Consider the following 21,752-nt stretch of genomic DNA (forward strand, 5'->3'; position numbering starts at 1 on the left):
GCCCCCGCGCCCGCCGGCCCCCGGGGCCCGGGCGCCCCGCGCCCCCCCCGCCCGGCCCCCCCGGGGGCGGCCCCCGCCCCCCCCCCCCCCGCCCCCGGGGGGGGGGGGCCGGGGGGCCCGGGGCCCCGGAAGAGCCGCCCCGCCCCCCACCCCCGGTCCCCCGCCCCCGTTCTGCTTGCCGTCCGGGACAATGGAGGTTCGTACGGAGCACAGCGGTCGCGGATACGGCGGTGGCGGTGCTCAACGTGTGGCAGGACAGGCTCCTGCTCGTCCCGAGGCAGGAGATCTCGCGCGGTGTCCCAGAAGCACGATGCCCCCTCGGCCGGTGACGGCCGTCCCGACCTGCAGGCCGACTGCGGCAGCTGCTTCGGGCTGTGCTGCGTGGCGCTGCCCTTCGCCGCCTCGGCCGACTTCGCGGTCGACAAGCCCGCCGGCAAGCCGTGCACCAACCTCCAGGCGGACTTCAGCTGCGGTATCCACGCCCGCCTGCGCGACCGGGACTTCTCCGGCTGTACGGTCTTCGACTGCTTCGGCGCCGGCCAGAAGGTCTCCCAGGTCACCTTCGGCGGGCAGGACTGGCGCAGCGCGCCGGACACGGCCCGGCCGATGTTCGACGTGTTCCCGGTCATGCGCCGGCTCCACGAACTGCTCTGGTACCTGACCGAGGCGCTGTCGCTGCCGCCCGCCCGCCCCGTCCACAAGGACCTCCGCCGGGCCCTCGCGGAAACCGACCGGCTCACCCGCGGCAGCGCCGAGGAACTCGCCGAGGTGGACGTCGCGGCCGTACGCCAGGAGGTCAACGCCCTGCTGCTGCGGACCAGCGAACTGGTGCGGGCCACGGTTCCCGGCCGCAAGAAGAACCACCGCGGCGCCGACCTGATGGGCGCCCGGCTCGCGGGCGCCAACCTGCGGGGCGCCAACCTCCGCGGCGCCTACCTCATCGCCGCGAACCTGAAGGGTGCCGATCTGCGGACCGCCGACCTGATCGGCGTGGACTTCCGCGACGCGAACCTGAGCGGCGCCGACCTCACCGGGGCCATCTTCCTCACCCAGTCCCAGCTCAACGCGGCCAAGGGCGACGCGACGACCAAGCTGCCGACGGGCCTCGGCCGACCCGCTCACTGGTAGCGGGAGCGTGCGCCGGAGGCGGCGCGCCCCCGGCCGCCTCGCACGGCCTCAGGAGCGCGGTACGGCACCGCCGCCGTCACCGGAGGCACCGGCCGCCTCAGCAGTCTCTGCACCAGAGGCACCGGCCGCCTCAGCAGTCTCTGCACCGGAGGCGCCAGCCGCCCCACCGGCTTCCCGGCCCGCTCCCCCGGCCGCTCCGACGCCGGCCGCTCCGGAGCCAGCCGCCCCGGCCCCAGCAGCCCCAGCGCCCCCGGACGCCCCAGCCGTCTCCGCCTCCTGCTCCGGAACCAGCCCCAGCGCCACGTCTCTGGCCGCCTCCGCCTCCCGGCGGAAGAGCCGGAACCACATGAAGACGACGAATCCGGCGAAGACGAACCACTCCCCGGTGTAGCCCAGGTTCTGGAACGCCTTCAGGTCCAGCCCGCTGCCCTCCGCCGCCGTCGGCGGCACGGCCCGCAGCGGGGCCTGCGCGTCCGTCACGGTGATCCAGGCGTCGTACACGTCGTACGGCACGATGTTGACCAGCGACGCCGCGCTGATCATGCCGAGCTGCCCGGCCGGCAGCCCGCCGCCCGCGTGCACCCCGTCGGTGCCCTGGTTCTCCGACGCCTGCAGGGCCCCGGTGACCTTCACCTCACCGCTCGGCGGCGCGGGCACCTCGGCCCGGTCCCCCGCCGCGTTCGCATCGCCGGGCAGCCAGCCCCGTACGACCGGGAGGGCCTTGCCGCCGTCCGTACGCAGCAGCGTCAGCACGTAGAAGCCGCGCCGCTGGTCGAGCTGCCGGTCCGGGACGAGCAGCTGGTGCGCGGTGTCGTAGCGGCCGGTCGCGGTGGCCTGGCGGCCGGAGGTGACCTTGTCCACCGGCAGCAGCTCGGTCAGCGGCCGGGCGGCCGCGGTCTTCGCCTCGGCGGTCCGGTCCTCCTGCTGCTGATGGGTATCGACGCGGTCCTCGAAGCGGCTCAGCTGCCAGCTGCCCATGAAGATGCAGAAAGGGATCGCCAGTACGGCGAAGACGTTGATTCCCCACCACCGCGGGGTCAGCAGGAACCGGTACACATGGCCAACGGTACGGGGAGCGCCGCCCGGACCGGACGGCGGGGCCGCACCGCCCCCTCCGCGGCGCAGCCTCTTACTGCGCGGGCAGCGCCTCGGTGCGGTAGACCGTCCCGGCGCAGGCATCCGGGATCTTGGCGTCCGCCGCCGCGGGCTCCCCGGACTCCGGGGTGTGGTTGAGCACGACGCCGCCCGGCGGCTTGGAACCGCCGCCACCCGGCGTCCCCTCGTCCCCGCCGGCCTGACCGCCGCCGCCCGTGGTGCCTCCGCCGCTGTCGCCGGAGGACGCCGAGGCGCCCGGCGACGTCTCACCGGGGGCCTTGGACGGGGCCGGGGTCGGTGACGGCGGCGGCGCGGCGCAGCCGGTGACGCCGCCGCCTTCCGCCGGCACCCACGCGAACTTGACCTCGTACGCCTGGCCTGGCTTGAGCACCAGCTGGTCCGGTGTCGTGATCGGATCGGGCAGGCCGGGGGCCGCGTCGCCCGCCGTGTGGTCCACGACGCTGATGCGCGAGCTGTCCGTACCACCCTGGGCGCGTACGCCGATCTCGCCGCCGCCCTCGACCGAACACGCGGTGTCGGAGGTGTTCACCACCCGGAACGAGCCGTAGACGCGGCCCGCCGCGTCGGCCGGGCCGACCGAGCTGACACCGTTGCCGAGCTGCGCGCGCGAGCAGGCGGGCGAGGTGACGTCCATCGTCCCGGTCGGGTCGGGGGTGCCGGCGGCGGTGCCGGGCTGCTTGCCGTTCCCGCCCGGGCCCTTGCCCGGCCCGGTGGGCTTGCCCTCTTCCGTCTTCTTGCCGCCGTGCCCGGCCGGAGGCTTGCCGCTGTGCTCGGTGCCCTCGCCGTGCGTGCCCTGGGTGCCGCCCGGGGTGCGCTGCGTACTGGCCGCGTTGGCGGGGCGGTCCTCGGGACCGTCGGCGAAGTCCGCCACGTGCACCATCGCGGGGATGGACGTACCGCCGAGCAGGACGGCCGCGGCCACGCCGACCACGGCATGGCGGCGCCGGCGACGCCGGGCCGGGACCGCGCGACGCAGCTGGTCGAGCGCGTCGGGGGCGGGCTCCAGGTCGCCCACGGCGGAGTGCAGCAACCGCCGCAGCTCGTCCTCGCCCACGCGGTGGCCGTCGTCGGCCGGACCGTCATGGCCCGGGCCGTCGCCGCTCGGGTCACCGCCGCTCAGGTCACCGCCGCTCAGGTCGTCGTGCGGACCGAACAGGCCGCGCAGGCCCCGCGCGTCCTCCGGAGCGTCCGTGCCCTCCCGGGCCCCCGGGTCCTTCGGAGCGTCCGTGTTCTGCGATGCCTCCGCGTGCTGCGATGTGTGCGAGTCCGTCGGGTCGTGCGGGTCCTGCCGGTGGTGCGGGTCCTGCGGATCATGCGGGTCGTACGGGCCGAACAGCTTGCCACTCATGCGGGAGCCTCCATGGCGACGCGCAGCGCCGCGATACCCCGTGAGCCGTACGCCTTCACCGAACCGAGCGATATCCCCAACGTCTCGGCGACCTGTGCCTCGGTCATGTCCGCGAAGTACCGCAGGACCAGGACCTCGCGCTGGCGACGCTGCAGCCCCCGCATCGCCTTGATCAATTGGTCGCGTTCCAGGAGGTCGTACGCGCCTTCCTCCGCGCTCGCCATGTCGGGCATCGGCTTGGAGAGCAGCTTCAGCCCGAGGATGCGGCGGCGCAGCGCGGAACGGGAGAGATTGACGACGGTCTGGCGCAGATAGGCGAGGGTCTTCTCGGGGTCACGCACCCGGCTCCGGGCGGAGTGCACCCGGATGAAGGCTTCCTGGACGACGTCCTCGCACGAGGCGGTGTCGTCCAGCAGCAGCGCGGCCAGCCCCAGCAGCGAACGGTAGTGCGCGCGGTAGGTCTCGGTGAGATGGTCGACAGTCGTGCCCGCAGCCATCGCGTCGTCAGTGTCCCCACGCTGGGAGGAGATCTGCGCGGGCTGCGCGGCGGGCCACGGGGCGATCACCGGCATGCCTCCGGGCATACGGGGCCGCAGCGGCCGCACCGCCGTGCCTCCGGTGCCCCCTGGGGCGATCGTGATGCCGAGTACCTCTGCCACGCCTGTTGGACACGTTTCCCCCCATCAGGGTTGTACGCGCAAGACACCGTTTTTGACGGTGGGTCAAATGCCCTCATGCGTACCAGCTCTTCCCCAAATACCCCATTTGTTCCGCAGGTCCGTGGCCGCCCGTGAGGGGCGGCCACAAAGACGCTCCCCTCCCAACTGCCGGTTGCAGTAAGGGGGGAGCGAATAGTCGAACACACCGTCGGGCCAGTTCAAGTGGTTTGGACCAACGAGTCGCTCACAGGACCTTCACACAACTCACAAGGTATCTCCTGAGCGGATCAGCGACAGCACCAATCGGGTCAGAGCCTGCCCCGAAGCGGCCTGCCGGGACCGCCGTCGGCGGTTACCGGCCACCGGGAGCCGATTACCGGACACCCCGCCCCGGTCTCCGGACGAGGCCCGGGCAAGCCCGGCGCTACCCCGGCAGCTCCGCCGCGACCACCTCGGCGACCTGCACCATGTTCAGTGCCGCGCCCTTCCGCAGATTGTCCCCGCACACGAACAGCTCCAGCGCCCGGGGGTCGTCCAGCGACCGCCGCACCCGCCCGACCCAGGTCGGATCCGTACCGACGATGTCGGCGGGCGTGGGGAACTCGCCCTGCGCCGGGTCGTCACAGACCACGACGCCCGGCGCGGACGCCAGGATCTCGTGCGCCCCGGCGACCGTGACCTCGTTCTCGAACCGCGCGTGCACGGTCAGCGAGTGCGTGGTGATCACGGGAACCCGTACGCAGGTCGCGGCGACGCGCAGCTCCGGCAGCCCCAGGATCTTCCGCGACTCGTTGCGGATCTTCAGTTCCTCCGAGGACCAGCCGTCCTCCTGGAGGGACCCGGCCCACGGGACGACGTTGAGCGCGACCGGCGCCGGGAACGGCCCGAGCGTGTCGCCCATCGCCCGCCGTACGTCGCCGGGCGTGGTGCCCAGTTCCGTACCGGACACGGCGGCGAGCTGGGACCGCAGTGTGTCGACACCGGCCTTGCCCGCGCCCGAGACGGCCTGGTACGAGGAGACGATCAGCTCGCTGAGCCCGTACTCGGCGTGCAGCGCGCCCACCGCGACGATCATGGAGAGGGTCGTGCAGTTCGGGTTGGCGATGATGCCGCGCGGGCGGACCCGCGCGGCGTGCGCGTTGACCTCGGGGACCACCAGCGGCACGTCCGGGTCCAGCCGGAACGCGGCCGAGTTGTCCACGACCACCGCGCCCTTGGCGGCGGCGACCGGAGCCCACTGCGCCGCGACCTCGTCCGGTACGTCGAACACCGCGACGTCGATACCGTCGAAGACCTCCTCGCCCAGCGCGAGGACCTCGACCTCCTCGCCCCGCACGGTCAGCTTGCGGCCGGCCGAGCGGGCGTGGGGTTCCCCACGGCTCGAACGCAGCTGAGAGCTCGGGTGGGGGTCCCCCCTGCTCGAACGCAGCTGAGAGCTCGGGGGAGAGACGAGCCTGATCTCGCCCCAGATGTCGGCCCGCTCGGAGAGGATGCCGAGCAGCACCGAGCCGACCGCGCCGGTGGCGCCGACGACGGCCAGATGCGGCTTACGGGCCGCACGGTCATCCGCGCGGCCCGCAGCCGTACCCGAGAAGGGGAAGGTCATCGACCGGTGCCGCCGTACACCACGGCCTCGTCGCTCTCGCTGTCGAGGCCGAAGGCGCTGTGCACGGCCTGCACGGCCTCCTTGACGTCGTCGGCGCGGGTGACGACCGAGATGCGGATCTCGGATGTCGAGATCAGCTCGATGTTCACGCCCGCGTTGGACAGCGCCTCGAAGAAGGTCGCCGTCACGCCGGGGTTGGTCTTCATCCCGGCGCCGACCAGGGAGATCTTGGCGATCTGGTCGTCGTAGCGCAGCGAGTCGAAGCCGACCGAGGCCCTGGTCTTCTCCAGCGCCGCGACGGCCTTGCGGCCCTCGTCCTTGGGCAGCGTGAAGGAGATGTCGGTCAGACCCGTCGAGGCGGCCGACACGTTCTGCACGACCATGTCGATGTTGACCTCGGAGTCCGCGATGGCACGGAAGATCGTCGCCGCCTCGCCCGGCTTGTCCGGCACGCCGACGACCGTGACCTTCGCCTCGGAGGTGTCGTGCGCGACGCCCGAGATGATCGCCTGCTCCATGGGCTGGTCCCCTTGCGGTTCGTTGCTGACCCAGGTGCCGCGCAGTCCGGAGAAGGACGAGCGGACGTGGATCGGGATGTTGTAACGGCGTGCGTACTCGACGCAGCGGTGCAGCAGCACCTTGGAACCGGAGCTGGCCAGCTCCAGCATGTCCTCGAACGAGATCCAGTCGATCTTCCGGGCCTTCTTCACGACCCGGGGGTCGGCGGTGAAGACGCCGTCCACGTCGGTGTAGATCTCGCAGACGTCCGCGTCCAGCGCGGCGGCCAGCGCGACGGCGGTGGTGTCCGAGCCGCCCCGGCCCAGCGTGGTGATGTCCTTCTTGTCCTGGGAGACGCCCTGGAAACCGGCGACGATGGCGATGTTGCCCTCGTCCACGGACGTCTTGATCCGGCCCGGGGTGACATCGATGATCCGCGCCTTGTTGTGCACGGAATCGGTGATGACACCGGCCTGGCTGCCGGTGAAGGACTGCGCCTCGTGACCGAGGTTTTTGATCGCCATCGCCAGCAAGGCCATGGAGATCCGCTCTCCGGCGGTCAGCAGCATGTCGAACTCGCGCCCCGACGGCATCGGGGACACTTCCTGCGCGAGATCGATCAGCTCGTCCGTCGTGTCGCCCATCGCGGAGACCACCACAACCACCTGGTTGCCGTTCTTCTTGGCCTCGACGATTCGCTTGGCAACGCGCTTGATGCCCTCGGCATCCGCAACGGATGAGCCGCCGTACTTCTGCACGACAAGGCCCACGTGCGCTCCTCGCAACTGTCTCTTCGGGAGTTTCCTCCCGGACCCCCGGATATGGGGGTACTGCGGTCGGCTCAGTCTAACGAGCAGGCGGAATCCGCCTCGCCAATACCACATGGTGAGACATCAGGCTCACGTCACGCGCGTCAGTGGACCGGCGTGGGCGCGCCGTTGCGCCCGCTCGGCCAGCACATGCCCGGTTCTCCGGAGGGCACACGGAAAGGTAAGCCAGGTCACATCGAGGTGGCGGCCGTACGGGTGGCCGCGTCGGGGAACGCGTACCCGCCCACCGGGCCGTCTCACACCCGCCGCAGCCCCAGCGGCCCGGCGATCTCCGCCGCCATGACCTTGCCGGCCTCCTCGGCCAGCTGCTCCTCGTCGCCGTCCGCCGCGGCGCTGTCCGTGTCCAGGCCGTCCAGCTCGACCAGCGGCTGGTCGAGGCGGACGTGGGCGACCAACGACTGCAACGCGCGCAGGGCCGCGCTCGCCGTCGGCCCCCAGTTCGACAGGTACGAGAACTGCCACCACCACAGCGCCTCGCTGACCCGGCCCGCGCGGTAGTGCGCCAGCCCGTGCCGCAGGTCCGTGATGATGTCCGCGAGGTCGTCCGAGATCCGGCAGGGGACGGGCTCGCTGCGCGGTACGTACGGGTCGAAGACCTCGGAATACACGTCCACCGGGTCCAGCAGCCGGGCGAAGCGCTCCCGCAGCTCGTCCACGTCCGGCTCCGGGCCGACATCGGGCTCGTACCGCTCGTCCGGCACGATGTCCTCATGCGCGCCCAGCCGGCCGCCGGTCAGCAGCAGTTGGGAGACCTCCAGCAGCAGGAACGGCACGGCGCTGTCCGGCTCGTCACCCTTGGCCACCTCGGTGACCGCGACGATGAAGCTTTCGATCGAGTCGGAGATCTGGACGGCGAAGTCGTCCGGGTCCTGCGTCGCGTTGTGCAGCGTGGCATCAGACATCGAGAAGTCTCCTCCCTTCGAAGGCCCGCCCGAGCGTGACCTCGTCGGCATACTCCAGATCGCCCCCGACGGGCAGTCCGCTGGCCAGCCGGGTCACCCGGAGGCCCATCGGCTTGACCATGCGCGCGAGGTACGTGGCCGTGGCCTCGCCCTCCAGATTCGGGTCGGTGGCCAGGATCAGCTCGGTGATCGTGCCGTCCGCGAGCCTGGCCAGGAGTTCCCGTATCCGCAGATCGTCGGGGCCCACGCCCTCGATCGGGCTGATCGCCCCGCCGAGCACGTGGTAGCGGCCGCGGAACTCCCGGGTCCGCTCGATCGCCACGACGTCCTTGGGCTCCTCCACGACGCAGATGACCGCCGGGTCGCGGCGCGGGTCCTGGCAGACCCGGCACTGCTCGTCCTGTGCGACATTGCCGCACACGCTGCAGAACCGGACCTTCGCCTTGACCTCCATCAGCGCGTTCGCGAGCCGGCGGACGTCGGTCGGCTCGGCCTGAAGAATGTGGAAGGCGATCCGCTGCGCGCTCTTGGGACCGACGCCGGGCAGTCTGCCCAGCTCGTCGATCAGTTCCTGGACCACGCCTTCATACACGGAACGTCTTCTCTCTCTTCTGCCGTGCTGCGTACGCTAGTTGGCTCCTCCCCGGAAAGGGAGCCCCATCCCCGGAACTCTTCCGCCGGGCCCGGGCCGGTGTCCGGGACCGGGCCGGCGGGCCGGATCGCTCAGGGATGGCTCAGGGGCTATCTCAGAACGGGAGGCCGGGGATGCCTCCGCCGCCCAGCCCCTGGGCGAGCGGGCCGAGCTTCTCCTGCTGCAGCTGCTGGGCGCTGGCGTTGGCGTCCCGTACGGCGGCCAGGACGAGATCCGCGAGGGTCTCGGCGTTCTCCTCCGCGGTCCCCGCCTCAGGGTCCACCGCCTTCGGGTCGATGACCAGGCCCTGGAGCTCACCGGAGCCGTTCACGGTCGCCTTGACCAGGCCGCCTCCCGCCGAGCCCTCGACGGGGGTTTCGGCCAGCTCCTGCTGGGCCGCCGCGAGATCCTGCTGCATCTTCTGGGCCTGCTGGAGCAGCTGCTGCATGTTGGGCTGACCACCGGGGATCACTACGTGACTCCTGCCGTACGACAACGATTGGTGCGGTAGCCCGAGCCTACGTGCTCGAACGGCGCTACGCCCTACGCCGTACGGAGGAGCACGGCTGTGCGCCCGGTCACCTGCGCCCGACGGCGTCGGGGTGCAGGTCCGGGCGGCTGTCGGGCGGGGCAACGGGCGGTTCGCCGGGCCTTGCGGGGGCTCGGCGGCTCCCCGAGGGCTGGCGTCCAGGTCCGTCAGCAATCGTCGGTACTTGTCGGTACTCGTCAGTACTCGTTGTTGAACTCCTCGACCACCGTCGCCCCCAGCTCGCGGACGATGAGTTCGTGCCCGCTCAGCGCGGAGTCGACCAGGTCGGGGTCGTCCTCGGCGGGCATGTCGTCCTCGATCGGCACCGGGGCGGGCTCCGGCTCCCGGTAACCGGCCTCCGGGCCGCCACCGCCCGGCGCACCGGCCCCGGCACCAGTCCCGGACCCGGCCCTGTAGGACCCGCCGTTCCCACCGGTCCCGCCGCCGGCGGTGCCGGTGCCGCCGGACCCGTAACCGCCGCCGCCGGCCGGGGCGCCCGTCGGCGCGACCGCCTGCCGCGCCATCTGCGCGCCCTGGCCGCCACCCGCCGCGCCACCGGCCTCGTGCCCGGAGCCGCCGTCGTGACCACCGCCGGACGGGCCGCCCGCCCCGCCCTGGCCACCCTGCGCCGGCGCGCCGGAGGACCCGCCGAAACCGCCACCGCCGCCACCGAAGCCGCCGCCTTGGGGCGCGCCGCCGCCGAAACCGCCGCCTCCGGGGGGATTGGTGCCCCCGGACGGGTCGACGATCGCCTCGACCCTCCACTGCACGTTGAACTTCTCGGCCAGCGCCTGCCGCAGCACGTCCTCACTGCCGCCGTTGGCGAAGCTGTCCCGAGCGCCGGCGTTCGGGAAGCCGATCTGCAACGTCGTGCCGTCGAACCCGGCGACCTGCGCGTTCTGGCTGAGCAGGATCCAGGTGAAGCGCCGCCGGCCCTTCACGGCTTCCAGGATCTCCGGCCACAGCTGCCGGATCTGCGCGGCCCCCTGCGCCATGCTGCCGCCGCCTTGCGGGGCCTGCTGCGGCTGCTGGGCCTGCGGGGACGGCTGCTGACCGTACGGAGGCTGCTGTCCGTGCTGTACGGGTCCGGTCTGCCCCGGCGCGGACGGCGCGCCGCCACCGCCCGGACCGCCCTGCCCCGGCGCGGCGGCCGTGGGCCATCCACCAGGCTGCCGCCCGGCCGCAGCACCGGCGCCCTGCTGCCCGGGCCAGGCCCCCGGCTGCTGGGCAGCACCACCTTGGCCACCGTCCTGCGCACCTGCGGGCCCCTGCTGCCCAGGCCAAGCCCCAGGCTGCCGTTGCCCACCACCGGCACCGGCCCCAGAACCGCCCCCGGCACCCGCACCAGGGCCGGCGACTCCAGCACCAGTGCCCCCAGCACCGGCACCGCTCTGCGCAGCTCCGTGGCTGCTGCCGCCCTGACCAGGCCAAGCCCCAGGCGCACCAGCAGCCGCGGTCTCCACTCCAGGACCAGCCTGCTCCGCACCGGCCCCAGCCGGCGCCCCCGCCCCCTCGGACGCGCCCACACCTGCATCCGGGCCTGCGGTCCCCGGCACTCCACCGCCACCGGCGGCACCGCCCCCGGCGTTGCTCCCGCTCATCCCCCGCACAGCAGCCCGCGCCGCGGCCGGACCGGACGGTCCGGCGGGCGGTCCTGCGGGAGGCGGCGCGACCGCGTGGCTCCCCGGGCCCGGTACGTACTCGACCGCGGGCCCGCCGACCCCCGTCGACACTGCCCCGCCGAGGTGCATCCCGGCCGTACTCGCCCCGCGCTCCAGGCGGTCGAGGCGTGCCTGCACCGAGCGCTCGTCGTCGTACGCAGCGGGCAGCAGCACCCGCGCACAGATCAGCTCCAGCTGCAGCCGCGGCGACGTCGCCCCACGCATCTCCGTCAACCCGGCATTGACCAGATCAGCGGCGCGCGCCAGCTCCGCGCCCCCGAACACGGACGCCTGGGCCTGCATCCGTTCCACCACGTCCGCGGGCGAGTCGATCAGACCCTTCTCCGCCGCGTCCGGCACCGCCGCCAGGATCACCAGGTCGCGCAGCCGCTCCAGCAGGTCGGCCACGAACCGCCGGGGGTCGTTCCCGCTCTCGATGACCCGGTCCACGACCTCGAAGGCCGCCGCCCCGTCGCCCGCGGCGAACGCCTCCACGATCGAGTCCAGCAGCGACCCGTCGGTGTACCCGAGCAGAGCCGTGGCCATGGCATATGTCACACCGGCGTCGCCCGCGCCGGCGAGCAGCTGGTCCATCACCGACATCGAGTCACGCACCGACCCGGCCCCGGCCCGCACGACGAGCGGCAGCACACCCTCCTCAACGGGGATGTCCTCCTGCCCGCACACCTCGGCCAGGTAGTCCCGCAGGGTCCCCGGCGGCACCAGCCGGAACGGGTAGTGGTGCGTACGCGACCGGATCGTCCCGATGACCTTCTCGGGCTCGGTGGTCGCGAAGATGAACTTCAGATGCTCCGGCGGCTCCTCGACCACCTTGAGCAGCGCGTTGAAGCCCGCCGACGTGACCATGTGGGCCTCGTCGATGATGTAGATCTTGTACCGGCTGCCGGCCGGCCCGAAGAACGCCTTCTCCCGCAGCTCACGCGCGTCGTCGACACCACCGTGCGAAGCGGCGTCGATCTCGATGACGTCGATGCTGCCCCGCCCGTTACGGGCGAGATCCACACACGACTGGCACTCCCCGCACGGATCGGGGGTGGGACCTTTCTCACAGTTCAGACAGCGCGCCAGAATGCGCGCACTGGTCGTCTTGCCACAGCCACGCGGCCCGCTGAACAGATACGCGTGATTGACCCTGTTGTTACGCAGGGCCTGCTGCAGCGGATCGGTCACGTGCTCTTGCCCGATGACCTGAGAGAAGGTCTCGGGACGGTAGCGGCGGTACAGCGCAAGGGACGACACGCATACGACGATATCGGCCCCCACCGACAACCGGGCCGCCCCCGATCCCCGGAACGCAAACGCCCCCCACGCACCCGCCAGAGCTCACTTACCCTTGCTGCCTTCCGGCCCTGGGGGAGTTCGGTGAGATAGCGCCACGTGAGGGGCTGTGCCCAACCCTAGCGGATCCCCCGCCCCCGACACGACCCCACCCCGCCCAAGATCCCTTTGCGCTCCCTCCCCCGAGGCCGTGTTCGCGAGCACCCCTCAACGTCTTGTATTGTTTGCGGCGGAGGATTCGCCTAGTGGCCTAGGGCGCACGCTTGGAAAGCGTGTTGGGGGCAACCCCTCACGAGTTCGAATCTCGTATCCTCCGCCAGTGCCTCACCGGGCACTACGTCGAAGGCCCCCACCGTTCGCGGTGGGGGCCTTCGTCGCGTCCGTCTCAGTTTCCGTCTCAGTTGACCGCTGAGGCGCCTCCCGAGCGGCCGTCTCCCCCGCCGCCCTCGCGCTCCGGCCCGGCCCCGCCCCAGAGCGCATCCCCGACCTGGTTGGCGACCTGCTTCAAGAGCGGACCCGTCACGTGCATGTACCGAGCTCGCATCCGGGCCGAGCCGCCCGGCTCCCAGCCCATGATCGCGTCAACGATCACGTCAGGAACCCCCAGCAGGAGGAGAACGGTGCCGGCCGTGTGACGAGCGTCATGAAGCCGTCCGTCCCGCACTCCCGCGCCCTCCAGGAGCTGCTTCCACCGGTGGTAATCAGTGTTCGGGTTGAGCGGACCGCCGGTTGGCTGAGCGAAGACGTATCCCTTGTCCTCCCACCCCTCCCCCATCTCCTGGCGCTCGCGCTCCTGCTCCTCCTGGTGCTTCCGAAGCAGCTTGATCAGCGGATCCGGAAGCCCCACGGTGCGCCGCCCGGCGCGTGACTTGGTGTTCTTGAACTCCCGCCGGATCTGGTGACGCGAGGGGCAGTACCCCGGCTTCCGGCCGCAGGAGTCCCCGCATCCGTGCTCATACCTGGGCCGCAAGCGGTTCTTGCGGATACGGATGTACCCAGCGTCCAGGTAGACGTCCTCCCACATGAGCCCGAGCGCTTCACCCTGGCGCAGGCCGAGAGCGAGGGCGATGACCCAGCGAGCACTGTTGCGCGCCTTCGAGGCCGTCAGCAGAAGGCTCTGAATCTCCTCGATGGTGTACGGCTCGATCTCCTCCTCTTCGAGCCGCGGCGCCTTGGCGATCTCGGCGACATTCTTGGTGATGTGTCCACGACGGACCGCCTCACCCAACGCCACGCGGACCGTCCGGTGAACGTGGTGCGCGGTGCCGGCGGAGCTCCCGTTCTTCTGCATCCGCTCGTAGAACGCTTCGAGGTGTTCGGGCTCCAGCCGCTCCAGCTTGTGCGCTCCCAGGCCTGGCACGAGGTGCACCCTGACGTCCACCTCGTAACCGTCGTAGCTGTTCTCACTGACGTACTTCTTCGCGATGTTCTCGACCCAGTGCTCAAGCCACGTTTGGACGCTCCACTGCTGCCCTACCTTCCGTATGGTCCCGGCTTCACGCTGGCGCTCAAGTTCACGCACAGCGGCAGTGACCTCGGCACGCGTCTTCCGTTCGACGTGGCGGCGGTCCGGCTTGCCGTCAGAACGCACGCCGACGGTTACCCGCCCGTGCCACTTCCCGTCCTTGCCGAGATAGATGGAAGATGCTCCGTTGGGCTGGCGGGACCTCTTGGGCTTCTCTGTCATCGGTGGACGGCTCCTCACGCTGTTTCGGCCCGGCCGTTCGCTCGCCGACGACGCGCAACGTATGCGGCAGGGGCGTCAGCAGGGACTCGGCGCAGGCGGCCGACGGGGATGGATTCGAGTTCTCCGGAGCTGATGAGGCTGTAGCAGGTGGTACGGCCGATCCGAAGCCTTCGTGCCGCCTCCTCGACGGTGAGGAGGACCAAGGTCGGATCGTTGGCTGCGAGGGACGTGGCGTCGCGAGGATCGGGCAATGGCTCACTCCTTGGACTCACGAGGGGGCTCCGCAGAAACCGCGGAAACCGCAGAAAGGCGAGGGCAGGCTGTCTCACCTGGGGAGTTGTGGGTGGGCGGGTGGGTGCCGCAGAAAGCTGCGGAATCTCCGCAGAAATGGTGGGAGGATCGCGGCGTCCGCCGGGGCTGGATGCCGTGCTGGGTTTCTGCGGGACTTCCGCGAGTTTCTGCGGCGGGTGAGTACGGGAGTTGTACGGTCCGCATCGCTCCTGGTCATGCCATGAGCCGCAGCGATTTTTGCGATTCTGCGGTTTCTACATGCTCGGCGCTGGGCCTGCCCTCATACCTGTCCCTCCCGGACCTGCGGATGGATGTGGTAGCGAGGCGCCGGCGGGCGCCCACGCTTGCCGGACCGGGGCGGGGTTTCGATGCGGAGGTAGCCGTGTTCTTCGAGCAGGGCGACGGCGGGCTCCAGATCGGCGACGGTGGGGAACTCGGAGCGGGACAGTTTGGCGAAGAGGTCGCGGCGGCTGACGCTCTCCCAACCGTTGGCGGCCAGGACTTCGACGAGAGCGCGGGCGCGAGCCTGGGTGGCGTCGGCACCCATCAGGTCGAAGACGGTCAGGGCATGGTCGGTGAAGTATTCGGCCAGCTCGATGGCGGCCGTCATCGTGGCGTCGCTGACGGGCTTGCCGTATGCGCCATCGAGGTGTTCGGCCAGGTGCAGGAGGCCGGCGATGCGGGCCGTGACGCCGATGAGCTTGCCCGCCCATTTGCCGACGTGGCCGAGTCGTCCGCCCTTGGCGCGGAGCTGCGGCTCGATGCGGTGCTCGAAGGTCTTCAGGGCCCCGTCGGCTTCGGTGGTGAGCTGGAGGACGGCGGGGTCGGTCCAGGCGGCGAGGGACAGCGTCAGGGTGGTGACGTTGTGCTCGTAGCGGGCCGCGACAGGTTCGGGTACCGGGTCGGGGCTGATCTTTCGGTAACCGACCAGGGACTCGGGCAGGGCGTACAGGAAGCGGGCGAGCAGGCCGCGGCCGTCGAAGCCACGGTTCTTGCCGATGTCCTCCAGGACGGCGGGCTGGACGGCCAGGCCCATGGTCAGGGCGGGGGCATCGACGTACTCCTCGCGGCTGCGCCTGTCTACCCGGAGACGGTCTCCGGCGTGGCCTTTGAGGAAGACCTCCATGTTGGCGGTGCCGGAGTAGCGGCCGGCGATGATGCCGAAGATGCCGCCCTCCGCGGACATGACGGCCAGGCGCCCGCCCTGCTCGGCCAGCAGCGTGGCGATCACTTCAGGGGTGGCATCGTCGGCGAGCAAGCGGGGGCGTGCGGGGACGGTGAGAGATTCGGCTGTTTGGGCCAGGCCGACGGCTTCGGCGACGAGTCCGTCCTTCTCTGGCCCGTCGGCCGAGGCGGCTTTGGCCGCTGCCTTGTCGGCAGCCTCCTGAGCCATCTTGGCGGTGAGTTCGGCCTCCACGATGCGCCCAGCGGCCTCGACCACGAGCAGCTTCTCAGCCTCGTAGAGCGGACCGGTCATGGCGGAGAAGACAGCCGACTTCCGGTTCGCGGGGCCGAGCGCCACGACGACGAAGAGGTTGGTGGGCTCACGCCAGCGCCCTCGTACCTGGACTACCGTGCACCCGCCTGCTGCCGCCGCGAGGACCGAGAGCGCCAGGGCGCCGGCCAAGTCTGGCGGGGTCTGAGTCTCCTCGGCGACGGCTGTGACGTACTGCGCGAGCCAGTCAGGGAAGACATGGGTCGGGAACCCCGGGAGCTCGGGCCGGTGGCTGAGGGGAACGGGCTCTGACCACGTGCCGGGCACCGTTTCGGCGCCCAGAGCCAGGGCCTCGCGCAGATCCTCGTCCGTGGAGTCCGGCGTCATCCCGGCCTGCACGATGCGGGTACCGGCCTCGATACTGCGGCGGCGCTGAGCCTTGCCGCGCACGATCTCGGCGTAGTACGCAGCGTTGGCGGCCGTGGGCACTGCCTGAACCAGGGTGTGGAGGTACGACTTGCCGCCGACCTTGGCCAGGACACCGGTCCGATCCAGGTGGTGGCCGAGGGTGATCGGATCGACCGCCTTGCCCTGGCCGTGCAGGTCAAGGATCGACTGATGGATGGTCTCGTGGGCCGGACGGTAGTGGTCAGCGGATGACATGACCGCGTTCACCTCAGCGATGGTGTCCGGGGCGAGCATCATGGCGCCGACGACTGCCTGTTCCGCTTCGAGGTCGTTCGGTGGCGCGTTCTCGATGGAGGTACTACCGCCGCGCATCGGTAGCACGGTGCCGTACTGCGCAGGCGGGGGTTCAGATGACATGCTTGGTGCTCCTGGTCGGTCCTTCGGGACGGTCAGGGAGAGCCAGGGCGGCGGTGTGTCCTTGCACGGGAGTGCCGCCGCCTTGGCGTGTCTGGGGAGTGGTTCAGCAGGTCATGCGAAGCCAGGCCGCGTACTCCTGGCGCACGTACGGGCGGTAGCTCGGGTGCCAGAGCGGGGAGTCCGGCGGGATCGGTCCGTTGGCCGTGCCGAGCGGGCCGCCGCCGCGCTGACGGTCGTACTGGGCGAGCCGGTGAGCTGCCTTGGCCGCGGTGGTGTTGGATTCCGCGGCGTCCGCCGGCGTGCACTCCGCCGATTCCCTGAGCGCGATGCGGTCGAGCAGAGCAGCCTTGCGGAGCCAGAACTCGCGGCTCAGGCCACTGCCCGAGGGGCTGGCCGCCACCTGGTCGATGACCCAGCGCATCTCGGCGAGGATGGTCGGCGCGTCTTCGTACGCCGTGATGGTGCCGGGGGCGTTCGAGTCAGTGTTGTGGTGCGGATGGGGCATGTATCAGTCCTCCGTGGAGCAGGCGCTGGACAACTCGGGAAGCCCTGCCTGAGCAAGAGCCGAGGAATCGAAGCCGGGGAGAGAAGCGCGCACCGTGATGGCGGCCGCGAGGCTGGCCGCGTAGGCGTGCTGCTCGCGGGCGACGGTGATCTGGGCCTGGCCGCGCATCGCTTCGACGCGTTCGGCATGGGCGTGGTCCTCGCGCTTCTCTGTGAGGCGACGCTCGTACGCGGTGGCCTCTCGGCGGTCCACGCGCCAGTGGCGGTGGGCGAGGGCGTACGCGATCACAGTGGCGATGGCCCACAGCAGCAGCGGCAGCGACCAGCCGTCGGAGTACGCGGCCACCCCCGCCAAGGCGAGAGCACCGGACGCGCCGAACGCGGCGCCCGTGATGATCGGGTCGCTGCTGTAGCCGAGGGCGGAGACCGCGCCCGCCGCAGCGGCAGCGCCGGCGAGAACGCCCATCAGCCAGGCATTGCCGACGGAGTGCTCGGCGCCATTCGCGTTCCAGATGCGGGCCAGGGCGAGGACCGTCGATGTGGCGACGACAGGTGCCGCCTTGGGCGCGGCCGCGGCGAGCCAGTGCCGCGCGGGAGGGGCGGAGTGCACGGCGTCTCCTAAAGGTTGCGGATCGCGTCGACGACAGCGTTGGTGAGCTGGTTCATAGGGCCGGCGGCGCCCGTCGCGGCGAGGTAAAAGCCGAACATGACAGCGATGAAGGCCGCGCCGTAACTGAGCGACTTCGACCGGAGCAGGAAGAACAGCACGAGCCCGAACAGGGCGACGAGCGAGACGGTGATGGCCATCGAGGTTCCCTTTCGCGGAGTGGTCGGTCAGCGCGTGCCGCCGCGGTGGATGCGGGCAGCGAGGTTGTAGAGGTGGCGGCCGACGCGTATGCGCTTGCGGTCACCGCGGCAGCGGCGGCAGACCTCGCCGGGCCGCAGCCGTCCCTTGCGGTCGGTCTTGAAGTGGAAGCCGAAGCCGCTGCACTTGCGGCAGTTGCCGAACGGGCTGATCGCGCAGAGCACGGCGTAACACAGGGTGAAGAAGAGGATGAGGGTGATAGCGGCCAGAGCAGGGGTCATCACGGGCCTCCAGGGCCGTTTTCCGGACATGCAGAGGGAAGGCCGCTAGTGACTAGCGGCCTGATCAGGACTTGTTTTGATCGCTAGCGGGGCCGCTAGGCCTAGCAGGGTGGGCTGCTAGGCCTAGCGACGTTCCACGGCTAGCTCGCGACTCGCGATCCGTCACGCTCAGCGACTGCTGTGGTGACCTTGGCGCGCTCGATACCGCGTCGGTTGGCCTTCCGGCCATCCACGGTCTTGCCCCAGACCTGGCCTGTGGGTACACCGAACGGCTTGAGGGCGGCGGTGAGTTGCTCGGCCTCCCACCCGCCGTAGACATCTGGGCGCAGCTCCGCGAGGCGGGCCACCACGACCTCGTTCCACAGCTTGGGCTCCTCGGCCTTCGTGACCGCGAGGATGTCCGCGAGCAGGTCGAAGGAGGCGGACGCGTCGGCCGCAGGGTCTTCGCCGAGGGCGTGGCCCGAGAGCGTGCCGGCTTCCTTGCGCAGCTTGTAGGTGCGCAAGGCGATGACGTCCGCGGTGGGCGCGTCGATGTAGACGGCGCGGACGATACGAGCGTCCGCGCCTTCGCCGACGAAGTAGCAGATGCCCTTGTCGGCCCAGGCCAGCATGTTGGCGCGGATGCCGCGCTTGTACGAGCCGGTGCCCAGGACCATGTCGTTCTCGATCTGGCCCATGACCTTCAGGCACCACCGCACGGTTGCGTTCGCGCTGATGCCGGTGGGCAGTGACTTCGAGTCCGGCCGCTGGGTGGCCAGCAGCAGAGTGATCCCGAGCGCGGGGCCGCGCTTCACGAGGTCGGTGCAGATTTCCTCGATCTCGGTACCGTACTTGGGGTGTTCGAACCACACCTGGCATTCGTCGGCGCCGACCACGATGGGGTGCAGCCCGTACTGCTTCATGTTGGCCAGCGTCGAGGTGACCTTCGACTCCGGGCAGATGTCCTTCGGCAGGTTTCGCAGCACCTTGGCCCGGCGCCTCAGCTCGGTCCGCAGTTCCCGCAGGTCCGCCAGGGCGTACGCGATGTCCTGCTCGTCGTCACCGGCCCGGTAGCGGTGCGCGATGCGGCCGAGGGCGGATAGATCACCGGTGCCCTTCAGGTCGTATGCGTGTACCTCGGCGCGCGGGTCCATGCCGGCGATGAGCAGGAGCAGCCGCAGGAGGAAGGTTTTCCCCATCCTGGGGACGGCGCCGATGATGCCGGAGATGTACATCAGGGACTGTGCGACCCAGCGTCCGCGCTGATCGGTGGCGAACGCCTGCGGCGCGAACAGGTCGACCGGGCCGCCGCCCATCAGCGGCCACTTCGGCTGCTGGGCCTTGTTCATGTCCTGATCGCCGACCCACAGCACCAGGCGCCCGGTGTGCTCGTCGGGTACGGCCTCGGGCCACACGCAGCCCAGTGGACGGCGCAGGCCGGAGGCGAGGCGGTCCCGGCGGTCCATGACGTCGGACACGGTGACGCCGTACGGGAGATCGCCCTCCGCCCGCCACCCCGGGCCGTCCCGGGTGATCGGAGAGGTGAAGACCATGCCGGGCCTGCCCTTGGCGACCGCCTGGTTGATCTGCGAGATGCTGAGAGAGGCCAGCGCCCGGAGGACGATGTCCGAGGTCAGGCGCTGCACCTTGGGCAGCTCGACGGCTCGGGTGGCAACCGGTGCGTCGGCCGCGGTCCCTACCGAGCCCAGCGCCAAGATCAGCGCGGACACTGACACCAGTTGCAGCCACCCTGGAGCCAGCACGTACAGCGCCAGTGCCGCACCGAGCCCAACGAGGGCGGCCAGGAGCGCGAGCAACGTACGCATCCGTACGCGGCCGTCGCGCTGGCGGGAAAGCTTGAGGTACTCGACGGCGTCCTCGCGCTGAACGGAAGCGGCCCGGACAGGCTCGCCTTCCGCATCAGAGACCCACCGCAGCGTGCCGGCGATGAACTTCGCCGTGCCGCGAGGTGACTGGAGGACGAGCTTTCCGGCGTAAACCGGGGACCGCAGACCGTGGAAGCCGATCAGGTGGCCGTAGTGCCCGGACACCCACTTCAACGCGGTGGCGAACTCCTGCTGGCTCTTCAGCCAGGAAGGGACGATCGCTCGCCTCTTGGCGCCCTTCAGCCGCCCCAGGTAGCCGGGTCCTTCAGGCTGCGGGCCGTCCACCATGATCGGTGAGCTCGCTGGAGCGGGCTGACTCTCCTCCTCGGAGCCGGATCGCTTACTGGTGATGTCCACGACCTCGGCAGGGTCGCGATCTGGTTCGTCGTGCTGGTCGCTGTGGTCAGTCGCCACCACATCGGACACGATGTGCATCGCTCCTTCATCGCTGGGGGAGCGGCAGAGCCCGGTGGAAGACTTTGGACGGTGGACCACCGGGCTCACGCCGATGGACGTGTTGGTTGCTGGCTTATCGGATCTCTGACTGACTGGCTTCTACGACCGGGCGCCCTGGGCCTGAAGCTCTTCGGTTACCTCGACCGCACCACACTCGACTTCGAGAACCGAGAAGATGACCGCCTCCTCGAAGCCGGCTTCTTCTTCGAGGCGTCGACGGGCCGCACGGACGCGGTCGCCGCCCCACGTCTCGCCGAGTCCGTATCTCTGAGCGAGCGCGACCGGGTCCGGCGTACGGCCGTCCAAGAGCGCTGCGGCCGCCTCGCGTTCGGCCTTCTCTCGCTGTGCCGCTCTGATCTCACGCGGCACGCGCCCCCCACTTTTCGAGCCGGGGTCATCGGAAATCGAGGGAGCCGCGAGACCACTCTTCGAAGCACCGCCCGTACTGTTCCGACGGTGCTTGGCGCGACTGCGCTGAGCGCGCTCACGCCGCTCGGCAGCTGCCTCCCGCTTCGTGCGCTCAGCCTCTTCAACGACCCTGGCCTCGGCTTCCGCCTTGATGCGCAGAGCCTCACGCTCAGCCGCACGATCCCGTTCCGCTGCCTCGATTTCCGCTTCGACGCGCAGTCGCTCCGCTTCTCGCCGCGCGGCCCGTTCTTCGTTTTCCTGCTCGATGCGGGCCAGCTCGCGAGCTTTCTCGATTTCCGCCTGCTGCACCTCACGAGCCAGGCGCGCGGAGTGCTCGCGCGCTTCGCGTTCCGCCTCACGCTCGTCCTGCTGCCGCGCTGCGCGAGCCGCTTCCAGAGCCTGCTCACGTTCGGCTGCTTCGGCTCGCTCGCGCTCTTCCCGCGCATGCCGCTCACGGGTGGCACGGTCGGCGGCGCGAGCGTCTTCCCATGCGCGGATCGTGCCGCGGTGAGCGGCGGCCTTGGCGGCGAGATACGTGCGGTAGCCAGCGGACGCCTCGGCCAAGATGATCAGCAGGAACGGCGCCACCGAGTGAAGCAGCAGGCCGCCGGCATCCGCCTGTCCGGGGATGATCCGGAAAACGCCGTCCGGGTACAGAGACTGCCAACAGTTCATGATCCAGGTCGACAGCCCTGCGAACCAGCGCAGGACGAACGGCCACCCGCTCGCCCGGTAGTCGCCCTGCTCGGCCAGGACCCCGTCGACGTACAAGACGGTCAGCAGGGCCAGCGACGCAAGCGGGTCGAGCATCCAGGCCACCCAGCCCGGTACGTGGTGCTGGATGGCGAACGTGGTGACGTTGACGCAGGTGAAGATCAGAGCCCCGAAACCTAGCACCAGCAGGGAGCGGGTCACCAGGCGCCCGATCTTCTCCAACTGCTCGATCGCTCGGCGAGCTGCTCTGGCTTCCTGTTCCGTCACCGGGGCA

At 70.7% G+C, this 21,752-nt stretch carries 19 protein-coding genes, 1 tRNA gene, 1 other RNA gene and 1 pseudogene; 2 read left to right on the forward strand and 20 right to left on the reverse strand.

Features of this window, described 5'->3' with window-relative positions; all coding sequences use genetic code 11:
• Positions 1–294 precede the first annotated feature (294 nt).
• Positions 295–1,128, forward strand: a complete 834-nt coding sequence (locus tag ACH4FX_RS05790; RefSeq protein WP_398475537.1) for a pentapeptide repeat-containing protein — start codon at positions 295–297, stop codon at positions 1,126–1,128.
• Positions 1,129–1,176: 48 nt separating this feature from the next.
• On the opposite strand, the gene ACH4FX_RS05795 is transcribed toward ACH4FX_RS05790, so the two are convergent.
• The 10 genes from ACH4FX_RS05795 to ffs form a co-directional block, all read right to left on the reverse strand.
• Positions 1,177–2,184, reverse strand: coding sequence for an SURF1 family protein (locus ACH4FX_RS05795; RefSeq protein WP_398475539.1), 1,008 nt, complete (start codon positions 2,182–2,184; stop codon positions 1,177–1,179).
• Positions 2,185–2,257: 73 nt separating this feature from the next.
• Positions 2,258–3,592, reverse strand: coding sequence for a DUF4232 domain-containing protein (locus ACH4FX_RS05800; RefSeq protein WP_398475541.1), 1,335 nt, complete (start codon positions 3,590–3,592; stop codon positions 2,258–2,260).
• Positions 3,589–4,164: a SigE family RNA polymerase sigma factor gene (locus tag ACH4FX_RS05805; RefSeq protein WP_398475542.1), complete on the reverse strand. Its 576-nt coding sequence runs from the start codon at positions 4,162–4,164 to the stop codon at positions 3,589–3,591. The genes ACH4FX_RS05800 and ACH4FX_RS05805 overlap by 4 nt, the downstream gene beginning before the upstream one ends.
• 511 nt (positions 4,165–4,675) lie before the next feature.
• Complete coding sequence (locus tag ACH4FX_RS05810) at positions 4,676–5,857, reverse strand: aspartate-semialdehyde dehydrogenase (protein ID WP_398475544.1); 1,182 nt, start codon at positions 5,855–5,857, stop codon at positions 4,676–4,678.
• The gene (locus ACH4FX_RS05815) at positions 5,854–7,125 is read right to left on the reverse strand and encodes an aspartate kinase (protein WP_398475546.1); all 1,272 of its coding nucleotides are present in this window, start codon (positions 7,123–7,125) and stop codon (positions 5,854–5,856) included. Before ACH4FX_RS05815 ends, ACH4FX_RS05810 begins: the two co-directional genes overlap by 4 nt.
• A 296-nt stretch (positions 7,126–7,421) precedes the next feature.
• Positions 7,422–8,087, reverse strand: coding sequence for a DUF5063 domain-containing protein (locus tag ACH4FX_RS05820; RefSeq protein WP_398475548.1), 666 nt, complete (start codon positions 8,085–8,087; stop codon positions 7,422–7,424).
• A complete protein-coding gene (gene recR, locus ACH4FX_RS05825; protein WP_398475550.1) occupies positions 8,080–8,679 on the reverse strand; it encodes a recombination mediator RecR in 600 nt (199 codons plus the stop codon). Before recR ends, ACH4FX_RS05820 begins: the two co-directional genes overlap by 8 nt.
• Positions 8,680–8,833: 154 nt before the next feature.
• Positions 8,834–9,190, reverse strand: coding sequence for a YbaB/EbfC family nucleoid-associated protein (locus ACH4FX_RS05830; RefSeq protein ID WP_106968753.1), 357 nt, complete (start codon positions 9,188–9,190; stop codon positions 8,834–8,836).
• Between the two features lie 254 nt (positions 9,191–9,444).
• Positions 9,445–12,168, reverse strand: coding sequence for a DNA polymerase III subunit gamma and tau (locus ACH4FX_RS05835; protein ID WP_398475552.1), 2,724 nt, complete (start codon positions 12,166–12,168; stop codon positions 9,445–9,447).
• A 52-nt stretch (positions 12,169–12,220) separates the two neighbouring features.
• Positions 12,221–12,319: signal recognition particle sRNA small type (gene ffs, locus ACH4FX_RS05840), an RNA gene on the reverse strand.
• Between the two features lie 119 nt (positions 12,320–12,438).
• On the opposite strand from ffs, the gene ACH4FX_RS05845 reads away from it, so the two are divergent.
• Positions 12,439–12,526: transfer RNA gene (locus tag ACH4FX_RS05845), tRNA-Ser, on the forward strand.
• Between the two features lie 78 nt (positions 12,527–12,604).
• Here ACH4FX_RS05845 and ACH4FX_RS05850 read toward each other — a convergent pair.
• The 10 genes and pseudogenes from ACH4FX_RS05850 to ACH4FX_RS05895 all read right to left on the reverse strand — a co-directional run bounded on the left by ACH4FX_RS05850 (position 12,605) and on the right by ACH4FX_RS05895 (position 21,745).
• Positions 12,605–13,894: a tyrosine-type recombinase/integrase gene (locus ACH4FX_RS05850; protein ID WP_398475554.1), complete on the reverse strand. Its 1,290-nt coding sequence runs from the start codon at positions 13,892–13,894 to the stop codon at positions 12,605–12,607.
• Positions 13,895–13,908: 14 nt separating this feature from the next.
• On the reverse strand, positions 13,909–14,145 hold the full coding sequence (locus ACH4FX_RS05855; protein WP_398475556.1) for an excisionase family DNA-binding protein: 237 nt from the start codon (positions 14,143–14,145) through the stop codon (positions 13,909–13,911).
• 320 nt (positions 14,146–14,465) lie between these two features.
• On the reverse strand, positions 14,466–16,007 hold the full coding sequence (locus ACH4FX_RS05860; protein WP_398476383.1) for a YfjI family protein: 1,542 nt from the start codon (positions 16,005–16,007) through the stop codon (positions 14,466–14,468).
• A 69-nt stretch (positions 16,008–16,076) separates the two neighbouring features.
• A pseudogene (locus tag ACH4FX_RS05865) lies at positions 16,077–16,445 on the reverse strand (DnaB-like helicase N-terminal domain-containing protein); the annotation flags it as partial.
• Positions 16,446–16,548: 103 nt separating this feature from the next.
• A complete protein-coding gene (locus ACH4FX_RS05870; RefSeq protein WP_398475558.1) occupies positions 16,549–16,950 on the reverse strand; it encodes a hypothetical protein in 402 nt (133 codons plus the stop codon).
• Between the two features lie 3 nt (positions 16,951–16,953).
• The gene (locus tag ACH4FX_RS05875; RefSeq protein WP_398475560.1) at positions 16,954–17,559 is read right to left on the reverse strand and encodes a hypothetical protein; all 606 of its coding nucleotides are present in this window, start codon (positions 17,557–17,559) and stop codon (positions 16,954–16,956) included.
• A gap of 8 nt (positions 17,560–17,567) precedes the next feature.
• Positions 17,568–17,756 (reverse strand): hypothetical protein, encoded by a 189-nt coding sequence (locus ACH4FX_RS05880; protein WP_398475562.1) that lies wholly within the window; start codon positions 17,754–17,756, stop codon positions 17,568–17,570.
• Between the two features lie 27 nt (positions 17,757–17,783).
• Positions 17,784–18,035 (reverse strand): hypothetical protein, encoded by a 252-nt coding sequence (locus ACH4FX_RS05885; RefSeq protein ID WP_398475564.1) that lies wholly within the window; start codon positions 18,033–18,035, stop codon positions 17,784–17,786.
• 140 nt (positions 18,036–18,175) lie between these two features.
• Positions 18,176–20,335 (reverse strand): cell division protein FtsK, encoded by a 2,160-nt coding sequence (locus tag ACH4FX_RS05890; RefSeq protein ID WP_398475566.1) that lies wholly within the window; start codon positions 20,333–20,335, stop codon positions 18,176–18,178.
• A gap of 120 nt (positions 20,336–20,455) precedes the next feature.
• Positions 20,456–21,745, reverse strand: coding sequence for a hypothetical protein (locus tag ACH4FX_RS05895; RefSeq protein WP_398475568.1), 1,290 nt, complete (start codon positions 21,743–21,745; stop codon positions 20,456–20,458).
• Positions 21,746–21,752 lie beyond the last annotated feature (7 nt).

The organism is Streptomyces sp. NPDC018019 (assembly GCF_044327805.1).
In the GTDB taxonomy this organism is placed as follows: Bacteria; Actinomycetota; Actinomycetes; order Streptomycetales; family Streptomycetaceae; genus Streptomyces.